17 protein-coding genes are annotated in these 17,977 nt (G+C 45.0%); 4 read left to right on the plus strand and 13 right to left on the minus strand.

The features are described 5' to 3' along the window. The 5 genes from I2H74_RS24790 to I2H74_RS18065 form a co-directional block, all read right to left on the minus strand. On the minus strand, positions 1-372 hold a 372-nt coding region (locus I2H74_RS24790), incomplete at its 3' end, for an AAA family ATPase (RefSeq protein ID WP_229106824.1). 135 nt (positions 373-507) lie between these two features. After that, entirely contained in the window at positions 508-2,355 is a 1,848-nt protein-coding gene (locus I2H74_RS18050) for a HEAT repeat domain-containing protein (protein WP_195575629.1), read from the minus strand. A 12-nt stretch (positions 2,356-2,367) separates the two neighbouring features. Then, entirely contained in the window at positions 2,368-3,807 is a 1,440-nt protein-coding gene (locus I2H74_RS18055; RefSeq protein WP_195575630.1) for an SWIM zinc finger family protein, read from the minus strand. Between the two features lie 260 nt (positions 3,808-4,067). Next, positions 4,068-5,063: an inorganic phosphate transporter gene (locus I2H74_RS18060; protein ID WP_195575631.1), complete on the minus strand. Its 996-nt coding sequence runs from the start codon at positions 5,061-5,063 to the stop codon at positions 4,068-4,070. A 244-nt stretch (positions 5,064-5,307) separates the two neighbouring features. Next, complete coding sequence (locus tag I2H74_RS18065; RefSeq protein ID WP_195575632.1) at positions 5,308-6,009, minus strand: class I SAM-dependent methyltransferase; 702 nt, start codon at positions 6,007-6,009, stop codon at positions 5,308-5,310. Positions 6,010-6,216: 207 nt separating this feature from the next. Between I2H74_RS18065 and I2H74_RS18070 the strand changes: the two genes are divergently transcribed. Continuing rightward, positions 6,217-6,612 carry a DUF2871 domain-containing protein gene (locus I2H74_RS18070; RefSeq protein WP_195575633.1) on the plus strand — a complete coding sequence of 132 codons (396 nt, stop codon included), beginning with the start codon at positions 6,217-6,219 and terminating at the stop codon, positions 6,610-6,612. A 118-nt stretch (positions 6,613-6,730) separates the two neighbouring features. Here the strand turns inward: I2H74_RS18070 and I2H74_RS18075 are convergent, their stop codons facing one another. The 3 genes from I2H74_RS18075 to I2H74_RS18085 all read right to left on the minus strand — a co-directional run bounded on the left by I2H74_RS18075 (position 6,731) and on the right by I2H74_RS18085 (position 10,958). After that, the gene (locus tag I2H74_RS18075) at positions 6,731-7,909 is read right to left on the minus strand and encodes a cation:proton antiporter (protein WP_195575634.1); all 1,179 of its coding nucleotides are present in this window, start codon (positions 7,907-7,909) and stop codon (positions 6,731-6,733) included. A gap of 286 nt (positions 7,910-8,195) precedes the next feature. Further along, entirely contained in the window at positions 8,196-9,377 is a 1,182-nt protein-coding gene (locus tag I2H74_RS18080; RefSeq protein WP_195575635.1) for a Ger(x)C family spore germination protein, read from the minus strand. A 12-nt stretch (positions 9,378-9,389) separates the two neighbouring features. Further along, a complete protein-coding gene (locus tag I2H74_RS18085; RefSeq protein ID WP_195575636.1) occupies positions 9,390-10,958 on the minus strand; it encodes a spore germination protein in 1,569 nt (522 codons plus the stop codon). 161 nt (positions 10,959-11,119) lie between these two features. Between I2H74_RS18085 and I2H74_RS18090 the strand changes: the two genes are divergently transcribed. Then, a complete protein-coding gene (locus tag I2H74_RS18090) occupies positions 11,120-11,335 on the plus strand; it encodes a hypothetical protein (RefSeq protein ID WP_195575637.1) in 216 nt (71 codons plus the stop codon). Between the two features lie 26 nt (positions 11,336-11,361). Here I2H74_RS18090 and I2H74_RS18095 read toward each other — a convergent pair whose 3' ends face one another. Continuing rightward, positions 11,362-12,003 carry an NAD(P)-dependent oxidoreductase gene (locus I2H74_RS18095; protein WP_195575638.1) on the minus strand — a complete coding sequence of 214 codons (642 nt, stop codon included), beginning with the start codon at positions 12,001-12,003 and terminating at the stop codon, positions 11,362-11,364. Positions 12,004-12,306: 303 nt separating this feature from the next. Then, complete coding sequence (locus I2H74_RS18100) at positions 12,307-13,065, minus strand: RNA polymerase sigma factor (RefSeq protein WP_195575639.1); 759 nt, start codon at positions 13,063-13,065, stop codon at positions 12,307-12,309. A 180-nt stretch (positions 13,066-13,245) separates the two neighbouring features. On the opposite strand from I2H74_RS18100, the gene I2H74_RS18105 reads away from it, so the two are divergent. Beyond that, a complete protein-coding gene (locus I2H74_RS18105; protein ID WP_195575640.1) occupies positions 13,246-13,836 on the plus strand; it encodes an ATP-dependent Clp protease proteolytic subunit in 591 nt (196 codons plus the stop codon). Between the two features lie 71 nt (positions 13,837-13,907). On the opposite strand, the gene I2H74_RS18110 is transcribed toward I2H74_RS18105, so the two are convergent. Continuing rightward, a complete protein-coding gene (locus I2H74_RS18110) occupies positions 13,908-15,113 on the minus strand; it encodes an MFS transporter (protein WP_195575641.1) in 1,206 nt (401 codons plus the stop codon). Positions 15,114-15,124: 11 nt separating this feature from the next. Further along, on the minus strand, positions 15,125-15,571 hold the full coding sequence (locus I2H74_RS18115) for a MarR family winged helix-turn-helix transcriptional regulator (protein ID WP_195575692.1): 447 nt from the start codon (positions 15,569-15,571) through the stop codon (positions 15,125-15,127). 168 nt (positions 15,572-15,739) lie between these two features. Between I2H74_RS18115 and I2H74_RS18120 the strand changes: the two genes are divergently transcribed. Continuing rightward, positions 15,740-16,885: a glycoside hydrolase family 88 protein gene (locus tag I2H74_RS18120; RefSeq protein WP_195575642.1), complete on the plus strand. Its 1,146-nt coding sequence runs from the start codon at positions 15,740-15,742 to the stop codon at positions 16,883-16,885. A gap of 65 nt (positions 16,886-16,950) precedes the next feature. Here the strand turns inward: I2H74_RS18120 and I2H74_RS18125 are convergent, their stop codons facing one another. Further along, positions 16,951-17,820 (minus strand): AraC family transcriptional regulator, encoded by an 870-nt coding sequence (locus I2H74_RS18125; protein WP_195575643.1) that lies wholly within the window; start codon positions 17,818-17,820, stop codon positions 16,951-16,953. Positions 17,821-17,977 lie beyond the last annotated feature (157 nt).

Raw genomic sequence — 17,977 nt, forward strand, 5'->3', positions numbered from 1 at the left:
CGCAAGCAGCATGGCATAGTTCCAAGAATATCGAATCTGCTCCTCTGTCGTCCCTGCTGTTCCTTGCACGACAAGTCCGGAATGGCCGTAGATGGCTGCAGACAGATTCTCAGACAACCAAGACTTCGCTGTACCCGGCTCTCCGATTAGAAGAAGGGCTCGATCCGTTACTAATGTGGCAATAGCCATTTCAACTATACGCTTGTTGCCGATATACTTCGGTGTAATCGTTGTACTGCCTGCCATTCCACCTGTTATAAACGTAAGTACTGCCTGCGGCGACATTTGCCAGCCTGCTGGTGCTTTTCCTTTATCCGCTTCACGAAGCGCGGCCAGCTCTTCTGCATACAGCTGTTCTGCCGGCAAGCGCATGACTTCATTGGACTGTTGTTCTAATGTAGACACAAATTCAACTCCCCTATATAAAAGTAGACACTCTATAAATGCTAAGAAATAAAGATTATTGCCGAGCTTCTTTAGGCCTTACAAAAGAGCGATAATTGCAGATTACACTTTGCTTTCTTCAACACTTCTAGACTCCAACAGATCAATAATCTCTTGCAGGAGCAACGCGCTTGAGTAGCTGCTGTACTTCGGCAATACTGCAGTCAAACGGTCCCGATATATCGGAGAAAGCTCCTTCAGATGATCAAGCACAAGCTTGTCGTAGATATCACAGTGAGTGGTCTCTACTAATATCAGTGCAATTTCTCCACGGCGTTCCTCTTCAACGCCAGCGCGGATCAATCCTTGCAGCATCTTACCTGCAAAGCAGCTGTTATACGTTGGAGGGTTCTGGGCTGTTTCCAGCAGCAGCTTCTTCGCTTCAAGATGATCAGGACGTGCAAACGCGCATACCAGATCCATTGCCCGCTGCCTCACAAACAGATCCAGCCAGCGCTCATCCCAATTGGCAGCAAGTACGTCAGCTGACAAGATGTTAATGGAGGATAGCCATATTTCCCTCGAAACACTGCTTTCAGACAGCTTATAAGGCGCATAATCTCGTGAATACACCATATCCTTTATCGTTTCCAGCAGTAATTCTTTGATCTTGACTGCTTCTTTTTTTGCTTGAACGTTTGCCTTGCCAGCGATCATATCCTTGTAACGTTCATACCATTCAGCAGGTGCAAGCAGTTCGTGAGAAGCACGGAAGGAATACGGCAGATAGCGAGTATTCCGCTTTTCGAGCATATGAAGCTGGTTTACGCCATCCAACGTGACATGCCGTTCTAAATAGACGGCAGCCGCATCAAACAACTCCAGCCAGCCAAACGACTGATAGAACGCGTAATTCGTAATGACGCTTCCGTATAGATCACTCAATCCCTGGCTTTGTTTGTCCTGCAGTGCTCTTAAGAAATACCAGATTCTGCTCCATATCTGATCACGCTTTTTCTTATCCTCCTTGACGCCATGAATTTGGCCCAATTCTTCCTTCAACCCATTTACTAGCATTTCCGTGAGTTTTGGATCGTCGTTGCTTACAATGGCTCCCAAAGAAGCTTCCATGTCTTTGCTAGAAAAAGCTTCATAGATCCGGTTAAGCGCTTCTTCGGTTCCTCTTACAGCAAGTGCTGCATAAGCAGCTTCTCGAATCATTTTTTTCTTCGCAGTGGTGAAGTTCAACAACTCCGCATCGAATTGATCATACGCGCCTAAATTGCGGATCGCGACTGCTTTAACCTCGTCGGAGCCGGAATGTGCGGCTTGAAGGAGAATGTCCGAGACCTCAATACCCCCAACATGAGCGAGAACAGACAGCATTCTCGCATGTACTCTGCTTCCTGCCATATCAAACGACGCCAATAGATGCGGAACGATCTCGGGTCCATAGCTAGGCAGGATGCTCTTCTCTGCCATATCTGCGATCTCGCTGTATGGATCGCCAAGCGCGTCAATCGCGTACGGCAGCAGCCGCAAATCCCGAAACATGCCCGCTTCAAATGCTTCTTTTACAATTTCGTATCTTCCGCTTCCCGTTGACGTCAAAGCCCGTTCGACTTCAACCAGTTTGCGATAGGACAGGTTCGTTGATAGCTTATGCGGGAGACTTGCAATCTCTCGGAGCTCTCCTTGCACTGAAGTTGTGCCCAACGTTCTCAGCACAGAACCAAGCAGCAGACCTAGATCCTGCAGCTTCTCTGCAGAAGCATGTGATTCTTGCGTTTCAGGCGCAATGACTTCAGCTATACACTCCCCTAACCGCTTGAAAACAGGGACGCGTTCTCCAAGCTTCTCGAACTGCGGAAGCAAACGCTTAAGACGAAAGTCCTGAGCCGCCAAGTCGCTTCCTGCAACATAAATACGTCTTACCTCTTGGTAACATTCTTGCAGCAATGCTGTACTCATCGTCATACCTCCTTAGTACAAGAGCCGGATCATTTCCGTGCCTTTGATGATGGTGAGCGGCTGTGCTGTGAGGCGGCCACTGTCTTGCTGATGCTCAAACATGACAAGCATCGTAACATCATTCAACATATGCTCAGGCATATAGGGTAATAAAGAAACCGTTCCACGATTGAACCCATCTGTGTCATACAGCATTAGCTGCTGTCCTGTCTCATCAAGGCTTACAAATTGCCCTTCCTCATTCTGGCGTACCTGATGTGCATGCACAAGCAGCACGGGGTGACGATCGCCTAGAGCGTTCTTCAACTGGTTCTTCACTAGCTTGACCGCATCCGTATAGGAGTGACGGGCATTCTTATGTACAACATCCAGATCCTGTTCTTCAATCGGTCTTGAGGTCATCGCTTCCCACCGCACTCTTCGATTCATGTCACCTGGATAACGATACAGCTCACTCATTTGTGCCACCTCAAAGAAGCTGTCATCCTCCTTGATGAATTTGGCTGCTTTATAAGGACGGTATTGGAGTGTTCGATGCACCTCGCCGCTAGCTTTATCGAACCAGAATCCTAGATCTACATATTCCTGTCTTGCTTGATCGTCATAGCTCAAAAATGCAAGCTGAATGAGCTCAGCCTGCTCGCTCACCAAGCCAGCTTCCTTCAATTCGGCGAGCTGCCAAGCATGCCCAAGCCATTCTTCAATCGAGGACTCATGATCAAGCGCCAACGCCGGATCTTCTAGCTTTGCCAGCAAGTGAGCGCGGCCTTTTTTTATAAAGGCATGAATTTGTGTCAATTGTTCCACAGCTTGCGTATATACGCTTTCCCGCTCCTCATGTTCAAGCAGAAGAATAAGGCGGCGCAGTTCGATTTGTGCCCCGGACAAATAGTAATTGCCAAGCTGCTTAACATGTTCTTTCATCGTCTTTAATACACTTTTATCTATTGTCCCTAGGCCGCTGCGTATAAGAGACAAGGTGAGCTTCTCCAATACATCCAAGCCTTCCAGTTGAGCCTGAATCTTCTTCTTCAACGCCGATTTGTTCACTTTCTTCGGCTTCTGCTTCGATCCCTCATCATCTGCTGCCTGCTGCTTCTTTTGCTCGCGCTGCTCTGCCTTCTCTCGTTTCACCAATATATCCTCAGGGATGTCTGCTTGGGCGAACGTTTGACCCCCCACATAGGCGTAAAGCAATCCAAGCGAGTGCTTGCATGGAAACTGTCTGCTTGGACATGAGCACCGCAAAATTGGTTTTTCAGCATCCATGAAGTCTGCGGAGCAAGCATAATTGGATTTTCCGCTGCCTGAGCATTCGCCAAATAGAAGCGTCCCGTCCGATGAATGGTATAGCTGGACAAAGCTTCTCTTTTTAACGAGCCCTTGCGCGTTCTTGATCGCTGACGCATTCGGTGCAAGCGCATCTACAAAGCCTTCTGTAATCTCTATCACATGAATCCTCCTCGAATGATCTCAAGTCTATTCCTGATTTTTATGATTCAAGCAACTCAAATAGTAGAGCTAGTTGGAACTGTGCTGTTTACAGGTTCGACAGATTACGGCACATCTTACCATTTTCTACACCGAACACTCGTTTCCTTTTTTGGATTGTCATTTTTATGTGAACAAAAAAAGCCTACCCTTCTTCCTTTGCGAAGATTGTAGACTTTCTCTTGCGCTATTCATGTTTATGGTAAGGCCTTAAGGTTGGACTACCAGCCAAACATCAGCTTGAAGATCAAACCGGCAAGTGTTGCTGTGATCGGTATCGTAATAAACCATGTAATGACGATCTGTCCGGCGGTCGACCATTTTACAGAAGAAAAGCGCTTGGCAGATCCAACACCTAGAATGGCAGATGTAATGACATGTGTTGTGCTGACGGGAAGATGAAGCAGCGTAGCGCTAAAAATGACACTTGCTCCGGTAACGTCAGCCGCAAAGCCATTAATCGGCTCAATCTTGAACAGCTTCGTCCCCATCGTCTTAATAATTTTCCACCCGCCGACGGATGAACCTAATGCAATGGCGGTTGCAGCCGACAGCTTGACCCAGAAGGGCACTTCAAGGTTATCTTGAACGCGGGCAGATACGAGTGCGAATGTGATGATCCCCATCGCTTTCTGCGCATCATTCGTCCCGTGGGTGAAGGATTGCAATGCGGCCGTAAAGATTTGCAGCGTTCGGAAGCCTTTGTTCACAGTATGCGGGTTCTTCCTCGCAAAGATCCTCTTTAGGATCATCATGATAACATAGCCGACGCCAAAGCCGATCAGAGGCGAAAAAATCAAGGCTTGTACAATGCCAACAAAACCTCTCCAGTTCACCATGGATGGCCCTGCTCCAATGAAAACAGCCCCAGCCAGCGCACCGATAAGCGCATGCGATGAGGAGGAAGGAATTCCAAACCACCATGTAATCAAGTTCCATAGAATTGCAGCTATCAATGTAGCAATGACGATCGGAATCCCATTATCAAGCTCCATCGGGTTTGCCACACTGCCGCCGATCGTTTCAGCAACGCCTGAGAAGAGCAACGCACCAATAAAGTTCATAACTGCCGCCAGGATAATGGCCGCTCTTGGTGATAATGCACGTGTTGAGATTGAGGTTGCAATTGCATTTGCAGTGTCATGAAAACCATTAATAAAGTCGAAAGATAACGCCAAAACAATGACGATGCCAAGCACCCAGTAGTTGATATCCATCTCCAAGCTCCTCATGTATGGTTCAATTGTTTTTTTGTTTTCTCTCTACGTTAAGTCTTCCTATTAGTCATTCGCTACTTTCTCCCCTTATATTCGTCTGCCCGTCTCTCAGGCTATGTCTCTCTACATATACATTATTACTATACACTAGATTCCTTATGTACAAATCGTCATAATATCACATGACATAAAAAAACAAGCCTAAAGCCTCAAAATAATGAGCAATAAGCTTGTTTAAACGCAATCATCTGGCAGCAAGGATCAATGCGGCTCCATTTGCATCATAAGGAGCTTTTTCAAAACTTGAAAAGGCTTCCAATGTCTGAAATCCAGCCTCGCGAATCAATGCTTCCAATTCTTGATACGTCAGCTTTAACAATGGGATTGTATTAGAGAACTTATTATCACCGGATGTGATGGTTGTCGTGAATAGAATCTTATCTCCGGTGAGGTCATAAGCGCGGTCGAATGTAAAGTTATTTTTTGCCAATGACGGGAAATGAAACGCATCTCGCTCTTGAATCTTCTCAATATTTACAATCTGAATAATCAGCGTGCCATCCTCGCGAAGCAATCTGCGCATTTCCTTCAGCCAATCCTGTACTTCTTCCCTATTATCCAAGTGGACGAGTGTATTGCCTACGCAGTATATGCCATCATAGGTTTCCTTAAGCTGATCACATTGCTGCATCGTAAGCGGCAAGGCGCTTAATCGCTCCTGGTTACTTGCCTTTTCCTCTAAACGAGCAAACATGCTAGGCTCAGGCTCAATCGCAGTCACATGAAACCCTCGTTCCACAAGCGCTTCTGCAGCATTACCGGTGCCAGCTCCTACATCAAGCAAATGGTCGCTTTCCTTCATATAAGATTGAATAAATTGAATCTGCTTTTGATTTGCAGGGAATATATCATCATAGTATGGCGTCAAATCCTTATAAAAACTCATGCCAGCTCTCTCCTTTGCTTCTGCAGTACTTACAAGCCTTACTTTACACCTAATGATGAACGCATCATGTGATTTCGATCAAATTTGACCTTTTTATGATGATGTCTAGGTAAATGGTTGTTCATACTGCGTTCATATTCAGCCACTATGATACAGCTATAAACGTAAAACCGATTTGCACCATGATGGACAAAGGAGAGACGTACATTGAAAAGATTGTATTACACCTCATTTTTTTATGCCATTCTAGGCTTGATTAGCGGTATCTTTTATCGCGAGTATACGAAGCTTAACGACTTTACAGGAGACACTCTCCTAAAAGCACTTCATACCCACATTCTTGTCCTTGGCTTCCTCTTTTTCTTGGTGGCCATGATCCTAGACAAGCTGTTTCAGATTCACCAGTCCAAAACCTTTAATGTATGGTACATCATCTATAATGCTGGAATGGTGATCACATTAACTGCCATGACAATGAGAGGACTGCTACAAGTTAACGGAGAAGATCTTAGCTTCCTTCCTCATATTGCGGGATTAGGGCATGCGATTCTTGGTGTAGGCATCATTTGGCTGCTTGCATTGCTGCGCAAGCATGTGAAGTAATGAGAATTGCAAATGGATAGAGCCTTTTATATCAAAGGAGATCCGATATTGGATATGTTAAAAAGAAAAACACGAGCCCTTTGTGCTCGTGTTTTTTCATCTGAAAATCATGTGTATCTTACATGTTCGAAGCTTGATCGACTTGAACATTTTTAGCATTCGATTTTTCGCTGAACAGGATTTTCAAGAGCGGCGGCGTTGCAAGCGTCGTTATGATGACCATGATGACGACGGCTGTAAAATATTCCGGCATCAAAAGGCCACCTTGAAGACCTGTAGATGCAATAATCAGAGCTACTTCACCACGCGATACCATCCCTGAACCGATGACCCATGAAGACTTGCTGTTGAAGCCGGTCAAGCGTGCACCCGCAAATCCGCCGAGCAGCTTTGTCACGATGGCTACGATCGTAATGACGATGAGAAGTCCAATCTGAGAGCCGATTCCCTCGAAGCTTACATTCAAACCAATGCTTACAAAGAAGACAGGGACAAAGATGGAGTAAGCAACGGGTTCAACCTTGTGTTCAATATCGTGCTTAAACGGTGTCTGAGATAACGCAATCCCTGCCGCAAAGGCACCAATGATGCCTGCCATTTGAAGCATTTCTGCAAAATACGCAAATCCAAAGCAAATGACCAGTGCCATCGTAATCACAGCTTCCGTCACTTTAAGCTTGGAAAGCCACTTCATCATAAATGGTACAAGGAAGATGCTCGCAGCAATCGTAATGACAAAGAACAGTACTTTTTTGCCAATAAGCAAGCCCAAGGATACATCAGAGCCTTGACCCAGCATGCTCATAATGAAAGCGAGCAAGATAACGACAAGCACATCATCAATGACAGCTGCTCCAAGAATCGTTGTTCCTTCGCGGGACGAAAGCTTATTCATCTCCTTAAGCACCTGTACGGAAATACTAACCGATGTTGCACAGAACAAGACCGCAAAGAACAATGCCTGACTATGGCTGAATCCAAATGCTACACCCGCGCCGTAGCCGCCGATGAACGGCAGGATAATACCGCCTACCGCAACAGCTAAAGCGGATTTCCAATTACTCTTCAATTGATCAATATCGGTTTCTAAACCGGCGATAAACATGAGCAGCAGTACGCCAATTTCGGCTGTTTGCTCAATGAAGCTAGAATGATCAATCCAGCCAAGCACCGCTGGACCCAAGATTACCCCAACGAGCAGCTTCCCCAGTACTGCTGGTTGACCAAGGCGAACAGAAAGGTCACCCGCAATCTTTGTAAAGAATAGTATCATAACCAGATACAAGATAAATTCCATCTTTCGTTCCACTCCCTTTATTTGTAAAATCTAAAAAAGACAAAAAGGAGCCTGAAAATGCCAGGCTCCTCCGAAAAACAAAATATTCATTTTGTTGTGTCTTTTGCACATTAATGATAATGATAAACGATTTTTATAAGACTTTCACGTCCATTTTTCGTGATTATTAATGATTTTACCGCTAAAACTCATATGTTTTCTTCGCATTTCTTTCTAAATCAATCTTTTTTGCAAAATATCATTCAACTCATCATTATTGTAACATAGAACGTCACAAACATTAACATTATTCTCGGTGTTCAATATTTCTGATTAAGGGGTTAATTCGCAGTCCTAAACGTTGAATGTGAACATTTACAGATATCCGGCATTCCAATGTAGGAAACGTTCGTTCCGACCAACCATTTTTTACTTTTTTCCACAGTTCGGGCTGATATTGATGTACAATATTGCCAAATCCTATGATGTCTGTCTTTAAGCCTTGGAGCGTTTTGATGGAATCTTCAATCTCTTTTTTAATCTCCTCTTGAGTTAACTTTTCAAGTTTTAATATAACATTTGGATCCATCAGATCAATATTAGTTTCCACCTCACCTATATTGGCCTGCACCTGTAATTTAATATCCATTACGGGCTTTCCACCTACATTAAGGGCTTTGATCGATGCCCTAGATCGATAAGGCTCAATGCCTAAATTGCCTTTTTCTCCGTTTGCATCAATGCTCACAAGGGTTGACTTCACATTATTGAGCACCCACATTACTCCGCGACTTGATCTTGCATCCAGCCAATGGACGAGCTTTCCTTCGCGCAGTATCCCTATCCCATTGGCAAGCGAGAGAGGTCCCTCTTGTGTAGCAATCACTTCGAATCCGTTGATCCATGCCTCTCTTCCCGAGGAAGCAAGTGTTCGAATAACTTGATAAAGCCTGCCGTCACTATTTTCTCCTAATAGTCTCTCCGTATTATTCAACAACCGCTTCACTTTTATGGCGCTCACACGGTCAAGAATGGCTCCCGTATTTAGAAACCGCTCGGCTGTTATTCCCTTTGTCAGCACAATAGAAGAGGAACTCCTAAATTCACTGTCACGCTCGATCCCGTCAAGAATGTGCGTAATTCCCTCTTCCCTAGCTAGATCCTCATGAATGGCAAGCAGCACGGCGTGGCCGTAATGAAGCTGCCTTGAGATCATTTTACTAATTTTGCGAGATGCATAGAAGATATTATTCCCTTCAGCTGCATACGTAACGGTGCTTAATCCCCCACCTCCTCCGCTGCTGTTCCCGCCTGAAGAGATATTAGGATTCACGACCTGCACCGATACTCGATATTTTTCTTTTTGCCCAAGGTCAATTCCCATCCCCGTAACAAAGCCTGTTTGATTCAACTCCCTAATATCATAGCATCCGGCCATGAAGAGTGTTGTAAATAGGAACATTAAAGCACTTATTATCCATTTTTTCATAGGCTATAACTCCTAGCTCTTCGGTGAATTGGACTTGGACAACTTGGGCTTCATATATGTTAGCCATCTAGGCAGGAAAAATAATGTATCTTCATGGTCGGATCGTATGGTTGATGTAAATGGCGACATAAACGGCACTCCGAAAGACCGAAGACTGCAGAGATGTGCGCAGACAATAATCAAGGTCATTAAAATTCCATACAATCCAAGCGTAGCTGCGCTAATCATAAGCACAAATCTTAGTAAGCGTGCAGATATAGCAAGACTAAAGCTTGGAGTAGCAAAGCTTGAAATCGCAGTAACCGATACGACGATAACCATTGCAGGTGAGACTAGTCCAGCTTGAACCGATGCTTGTCCGATAACGAGCGCCCCTACGATTGATACCGCTGGACCGATTGCCTTTGGCAGTCTTACTCCAGCCTCACGCAATATCTCAAACATGATTTCCATTAGCAGCGCCTCCGTAAAGCCTGAAAATGGAGTCGACTCCAACTGAGTCAGCAATGAAATAAGAAGCCATGTTGGTATCATCTCTTGATGGAACGTCGTAGCAGCAATATATAAGGAAGGTCCAAGCATCGAAATTGTAAAAATGATTAGCCTTAAAAACCTCAGCGCAGTCGCTATATCGAATCGAGAATAATAATCCTCAACGACTTGAAAGAACTGATTAAACGTTACGGGAGCAATTAATGCAAACGGTGTTCCATCCACCAGGATTACGATTTTTCCCTCCAGCAAATTAGCTGCTGCAGAATCTGGTCTTTCCGTCGTCACGATGGTTGGAAAAGGAGTTAAGTTTTGATCCTCTATGCATTTTTCGATGTAACCTGACTCTAGGACAGCATCAATTTTAATCTTTTTCAAACGAGATCGGACTTCGTTAATCACTTCTTCCCTCGCGATCCCCTTCATGTACATAATGGCAACGTTTGTTTGTGTGATCTCTCCAATTTGCATAGTTTCTTGCCAGAGATTCGGGTTGCGAATTCTTCTGCGGATCATTGATGTGTTGGTTCGCAAGATCTCATTAAACCCTTCTCTCGGGCCTCGAATAACGACGTCTGTCTGTGGCTCATCAACGGATCGAGAGTTGCCTCCAATCGTACTCATGGAGACCATCTGGTTCGTACCATGCAGCATCAATACGGATTGGCCAAGCAGTAAATTGCTGATCAGTGTGTTCCAATCCTTAACCATTTGTACTCCGCCTATTGGCAAATAGTGCTCCGTTATATACCTTAAGATCTGCTCGCGAGACATTTGCTCCGTCTGGAGCTGATCCTTCATTAGTTGCTGAATGATATCTTCCTGCACGATATCTTGATTCGCGAGACCATCTATGTATAAAATAGCCGCCCTCATGCGGATAGACGTATGGATAACAAATTGTCTTGATACGACATCAGAACTATGACCAAGCTGCTTCCGAACATATTCCAAATTGTAATCAAGATCTTTCGATGTGATCGGCATTGGCTTGGACTGCTTCTTCTGCCAGGAATCTAGATGCTCTGATGAATTCTCGTTGGAATTTGATTGTTTTGATTGCTGAAGATTCGAGTCTGATACATTCATATGACATCCCCCTTCCTTTACTCCCATTATTTGTTGGCAATCGCCTGATTATTCGGAGTTGTTCTCTGAAAAACTAAACCTATTCATTTTGAAAAGAGGGACGCCAAGTGAAATTATTTCTCATATGCTCGGTAGTTTATCTGCTTCATTTGGGGCTGTCGATGCTGATTGATCTACTCTCTGGATTTAGCTTACGTCAATCGTGGATTAATCAATTTGCTGTTCTGAATGCGTTGGATGCTGGAGAAATGATTGTTATGGCTTTAACGCTGCTCATCTTGACTGCTACGTTTTTCAGAAAAACAACCGCACAGATCAAAGAAAAAATCCATGCAGAGTTAGAGAATAACGTTGAACAGCAAAAAAGCGGACAATAAAATGTCCGCCGTCTGCTTATCCTCTATTATTCTGCTTCAGAGCTTACGGTAAAGCGAGTGTTCCGGTGCTTAGGCTCTTCAATCTCGTCCACTACAGCAATGGCGTAGTCCGCATAGCTGACATAGCTGTCTCCTTTGGCATTAACGAGCAGATTGTCTTTACCAAGCTGATATTGTCCAGTTCGCTTGCCATTCGGATCAAAGAATGCAGATGGACTCACAAATGTCCATTGAATGCCGCTCGTTGCTTCAAGATCCGCAAGGTTCTTCCCTTGGTTCATTGCCGTTGCCTTATACGCATCAGGGAAATCAGGAGTATCCATCACACGAAGGGTCTTTGCTTCATCCACAAACAAGCTTCCTGCTCCGCCAACGACGATCAATCTTGTATTTGGCGCTGCTTGTAATGCTTCAATCAGTACGCGTCCAACTTCTACGTGCTGCTCCTCTTGTCCTGCTGGGGCTCCAAATGCGTTGACCACAACATCAAATACTTTCAAGTCGTCTGAGGTCAACGTTAGAACATCCTTCTCGACAACCTTCACTTCAGAATTTGTAACCTTAGCTGCATGGCGTACGAGTGCCGTAACTTGATGTCCACGGTCCAATGCTTCCTTCATAATCAAGCTTCCTGCTTTGCCTGTTGCTCCAATAATCGCAATATTCATCTGTACTTCCTCCTCAATTATATGTTAATAAATATTTTTAATGTAACTATTGTGGTTACATCAAAGTCAATAATAAAACGACCATAACCGCCGATGTCGTTGTAACTATTATAGTTACACCCCTTGCTGTTTGTCAATGCTATTTTTAAAAAAATGTTTAGGTTTAGAATCAGAGCTTCGTTGCTCGGATCAAAAAAGTGAACCCAGTATATCATTTGTGGATTTCTCTTTTTCATACGAAAAAACCTCCCTTAGCATTAAGGAAGGTTAAATACGATGTTTGTTCTATTCATAGTTAGATTATTAGGCTGCGGTACCAAACCAATGGCAGGAAGGTGATTCTATACTTAAGTCAACAGCTTTGTTCACATGCTCGCTTCGTTTATTCACGATCCCTTTCGCCGTGATGATCGCCGTTTCCGCATCCATGCCGTCCATCTGTACAAGTGCTATTAGCTGAAAGACATCGCCTTGCTGATAGGCCAATGCCATCTGGTGCAGCAGCATTTTCGTCGCTTCGGATTGCGGATCATCCCAGGTTAAAGCAACAAGCTCTTTTCTGACATGAAGCAAAGATGACCTTGCTCGCAGAAGCGAAGCTTTAACAGCCCCTTCTGTAAGTTTGAGCATTAGGGCTGTTTCCTTGGCGCTGTACGCGTATACCTCCCGTAATAAGAATACTGCCATCTGCTGCTTCGTCAAATGCTTCATGAGCAAGCTGAGCAATGACGCCACTGTCAAACTCGTATCCTGCTCTCCAGCTTCGTAAGCCTTGTCATGGTGCATCCAAGGTGACACCTTCTGTTCAAGCTGTTTACGACGCAAGCGATCTTTCCAAGCGTTGCTCGCAATTGTGATTAACCATGCCTCGACATTGTTATGGCTCAGGCTTGGATCTCGCTGGAGCGCTTTTTGCCATGTATCCTGTATTAAATCATCTGCTTCCCACGATGAGCGGGTCACAGACAGACAGTATTTGGTTAATGAATTTTGAAGCTTCAACCAATCTATCGGCAGTTGTCCCTGAATAATGGACGCCGCGCTTTCATACTCATTGGCCATCGCCATCTCACCTCTTTTAACAAAATATCTGTTTCATGATGACCTTTCCCATATGAAGTAAACGAATAAGACCTTCTAAAAGATACGGCAGATCATCAATTTTTTTATTATATTTGCAGCGTATCCTTTTGAAGCGCTCCTTCGTTTTCCTTGTACATTCAATGGAAAGGCGTGAAGCGAATGAGCAGCATCATCCCTTATGTGGTGGAACAAAGCAACCGCGGTGAACGCACCTACGATATTTACTCCAGATTGCTTATGGATCGTATTGTATTCATAGGGTCTCCTATTGATGACCATGTAGCCAATAGTACGATCGCCCAGCTTTTATTTTTGACGGCAGAGGATTCAGAAAAGGATATTTATATGTATATTAACAGTCCAGGAGGATCGACAACAGCTGGCTTTGCCATTTATGACACCATGCAGTATGTCAAGGCTCCCGTCCATACGATCTGCGTTGGATTTGCAGCTTCGTTTGCCGCTATCCTGCTTCTAGCTGGCCATAAAGGAAAGCGCTATGCGCTGCCGAACAGTGAGATCATGATACACCAACCGCATGGCGGTGCACAAGGACAGGCTAGCGACATTGCGATTAGCGCCCAGCGCATCATCCGTACCCGCGAACGCTTGAATGCCATAGCAGCTGAACGAACTGGCCAACCGCTGAAGCGCATTGAGAAAGACATGGACCGAGATACGTTCATGAGTGCAGAAGAGGCGCTTGAATACGGGATAATAGACAAGGTCATCACTTCGTTTACCCTATAATCTTGCAACAGATAAAGACTGCGGCAGCTGCCGCAGTCTTTATCTGTCAATCAATGATGGACATGCCTTGACTAAGAAGCTTGCTCACGGCTTGCCGTCTTGTTCGAATCCTTTTTGAGAAACATCCCTATTAAATAAACGATAAGAAACAACAGCATAAAGCCTGCTGAATATCGGTACATGGTCGGATAGTTCGTCGCAGTAGAAATGGCTCCAAGCAGAATTGCGCCTCCCGCAACCCCTAAGTCAGTCGAATTGTAGAACATACTATTGGCCATGCTATGCTGCGCTTGCGGCACGAGTCTCAGCATCCAAGCTTGAATCGTCGGCTGAATGGCCCCAAAGCCAAGCCCATACAATAATGCCGAGACAATCAGCATTTGGACATTCGTGGTAATCGAAAGGATAACCATACTCGCGATGACGAATAGAGCTGCAGGAATGAGCACTGCCCCATGACCTTTGCTGTCAAACAACCGCCCAGAAATCGGACGAATCAGGATGATTGTTACTGCATTGAATAAAAAGAACAAGCCTACCTGCTCGATATGAAGCTCCTGCCCGAATAAAGCAATAAAGCTCAGCACACCGCTGTAGGTCACAGACAACAGCGTGTTCAGAATGGCAGGCGCAATCAGCTTCTTATTAAATGGCTGCTTTGGATGCAGCGTCATGCCAAGCTTGGCGCTTTGATGTCTCGGGTCAGGAGGTGTGGATCTTGTTACGAACATAATCGGAATAATGGCAATAGCCGCCACCATTCCTAAGATGGATAATGTGCCAAAGCCCGCATGATTCATTACATTAAGCCCGATCATGGGCCCTATCGACATTGCAAGACTTGTAGACAGGCCGAAATAACCAATGCCCTCCCCCATTCTCGTTCGAGGAATGATCTGAGATACCATTGTCGGAATGATGGTACTCGAAATACCAAAGCCAAGTCCGTAAATGACTCGGAGTGTCAAGAGGGATTGAATCGTGCCCGCAAGAACATATACGCCAGTAATAACACCAGCGATTATAAGTCCAACGAAGAGCAGAAACGAACGAGGGATTCGCTTCAATAGCTCTGCTGTCAAAAATCGTGAAATAATAGCCGAAATCGCAAACAAGCTCGTCACCAAACTAACGGTAATATCGTCAGCTTGGAATTGGTTTTTCACATAGGCCGGAAAAGAGGAGAGCAGCATTTGCAGATTCAGAAATAGTAAAAACGAACAGCATGTTAAGGTAATAAATGATTTCGTCCAAAGACGAGGTGTAGCATCTTGCACAGTAATCTCCCCTATTCTCCATCCTGCAGCTTCGTAAAATGAATGTTAATCTGCTGCAATAAGCGTATAAGCTGATTGTATTCTTCTTCTGTCATGGCATTCTTCGCTTCGTTGATAACCTCCATCTCATATCCGATTGTCTCTTGAATGAGTGAATGTCCTTTGTCTGTTGCCACTACAAGGACAGAACGCTTATCCTTCTCACCGTTCTGTCTTCTAATAAGACCCTTTGCTTCAAGATGCTGAAGCAGCCTGGTCGTAGTCGGCTTATCCTTTCCTGTCCGATCACCGATCACCTTTTGAATAAGTCCATTCTCGCTAGCTACTTGGTATAAGACGGACCATTGTTCAGATGTAATGTCGTAAGGCTTCAGCTTCTGCATGAAGCGATTTGAAATATGTCGGTAAGCAATTCCTAATAGAAAGCCTGCCGATTGATCCAAGTACGTATTGTCCATATCAAGACCTTCCTTAATCTCAATCCTAATCATTTTAGTTGTCTAAACAACTATATCTTACGTTCTTTTCATTTGTCAATACAACAACATTTTGCGATCTCCAACCAACAGTTCTGTTTCAGCCTTGTACTTATAATAAAGCTAAATACATAACGGAGGTGTTATCGAATGATTGATACGACTGGAGACCGTGCCTCAGATGCTCAATCGATACATTATCAACAAATCATGCAGCGACTTGAAGTGAAGACTAAGCGAATGGTTCAACAGCTTGGAGAGCGATGCCCCCATGTTGCGGGAGCTGATGGAATCTATGATGATACGAAGGAATCATGGTGGACTTCGGGCTTTTGGCCAGGTCTTTGTTGGCTTATGTACGATATGACGGGTGATGCGTGCTACAAGGAGAAAGCAGAAGGTTGGGAACAGCGATTAGCCCCTTGCTTTGGACAGTATCCTCCCGTGCTTCATCATGATGTTGGGTTTCAATTTTTACTGACTGCTGTGATGAATCATGAATTGACTGGCAATCAGGAGGCACTCAGCATCGGGATGCATGCTGCGGATATTCTGGCAGGCCGATTTAATCCAAAAGGCCGATTTATCCGCGCGTGGAACGGAGATATGCATGGATGGGCGATTATCGATTGCATGATGAATCTGTCCCTTTTATTCTGGGCGAGCGAAGTATCCAAGGATCCACGATACAAACATATTGCCATGCAGCATGCCGATACCTTTCTTCAGTACGGCATTCGAGAGGATGGCTCTGCCTGTCATATCCTATCCTTTGATGCCGAGAGTGGGGAGTTTATTGAACCTATTGGCGGTCAAGGCTATGGTCCTAACTCCGCCTGGAGCCGCGGCAATGCATGGGCCTTGTACGGATTCATCAATGTGCATCGTCATACGGGTGAAGCGAGATATTTGCAGGCTGCTAAGCGAATTGCTCATTATTTTACGGCCAACCTCCCAGCTGATGGCGTCCCGTGCTGGGACTTCCGAGCGGAATTCATGGACCCCGAGCTTAGGGATAGCTCTGCAGGCGCAATTGCAGCCTCTGGCTTGCTGGAGATTGCAGCGTATGTGCCTACAGCAGAACGGCACCTCTATCTAGCGGCAGCGGATCGAATCCTGACCGGTCTAACGGATCGCTATGCTGCATGGGATCAGCCTAGCCATGAAGCGATTCTCATTGGCGGCACAGGCCATCGGCCAGCAAACGTAAACGTTGATGTATCGTTAATTTATGGCGATTATTATTACGCAGAGGCCATCGCCAAATTGAATGGCTGGAAGAGACGAATTTTTTAGCACCATTCATCTTTGTGCCACAAGCAAAGGAGGATTCCAATCATCGCATCAAATTGAAGCGTTGATCAGAATCCTCCTTGTTTTCGGTATTGATACGGCGTAATCCCGAAATGCTTTTTAAACATTTGGATAAAATACGAGGTATTGGTTAGCCCAATCCGACTGGTGATTTCCTCCACCGAACAATCACTTGCCTCTAAAAGTTTGCAAGCTTCCTTTAATCTTCTTGCAAGCAGATAAGAGGTGATGCTGCTTCCCGTCTCATGCCGAAATACACGCGACACATGCGACTTGGAGAGATGGATATCCTTCGCGAGTCTTTCCAGCTCAAAAGGCTCCTGATAATGCTCCTCAATCCACTTCATCATCTTCTCCGAATCCTTATTCAGGCGAGCGTTTCCTGCTTCTATCATTCGTTCGGACAAATGCCTTCCAGCAGTTTGCACCGTGCGCAGCAGCTGGATAAAGCATATAAAGGCATCCTCCTCTTTCTGGCGGGAAGCTCCCTCTTTATAATCATGTAGCAGCATTCCAAACAAGGCTTCCATCATGGGGAGATAGGACTGCAGCGAGAAGGCAGATTCTCCATTTTGCATCTGATACAGCTTATTGAAAAACCGCTTTAGTGATATAAAGTCTTCAAGCTTCTGCTCCAAGCTAATTGGATCAAAATAAATGATCGAGCGCTCATAGGGATGCTCAGGCGTAATCAGAGCATGAACGCGATGCAGCTCAAAAGGACGAAAAAGAAACAGCGTCCCTGGTTCCATGTCATAGCGTTTCTGATTCACTACCACACTCCCCTGACCTTTATGAATGAGCAGAAACTCACAGCATGAGTGCCAATGATAATAGCCGTCAAAGGGCAGCTCTGTTCGCCTCTGAATATTCCACTGCATATCGCTTGAATGCAGCAGCACTGGGCTTAATCGCATCCTACCGCTCCTCCTCTACTCGATCCCGTTGTTGATGCTTCTCAACTTATAAGTGCTGGATAGTCATCATTCTACCACAAGTGGTCATGAGTGTACGCTAATCTCCTCTCATCAAACCTCCTACAATGGAATAGTAGATAAATATAGCATGTCTGTC

The sequence above is a fragment of the Paenibacillus sp. 1001270B_150601_E10 genome, assembly GCF_015558675.1.
GTDB lineage: Bacteria > Bacillota > Bacilli > Paenibacillales > Paenibacillaceae > Paenibacillus_B.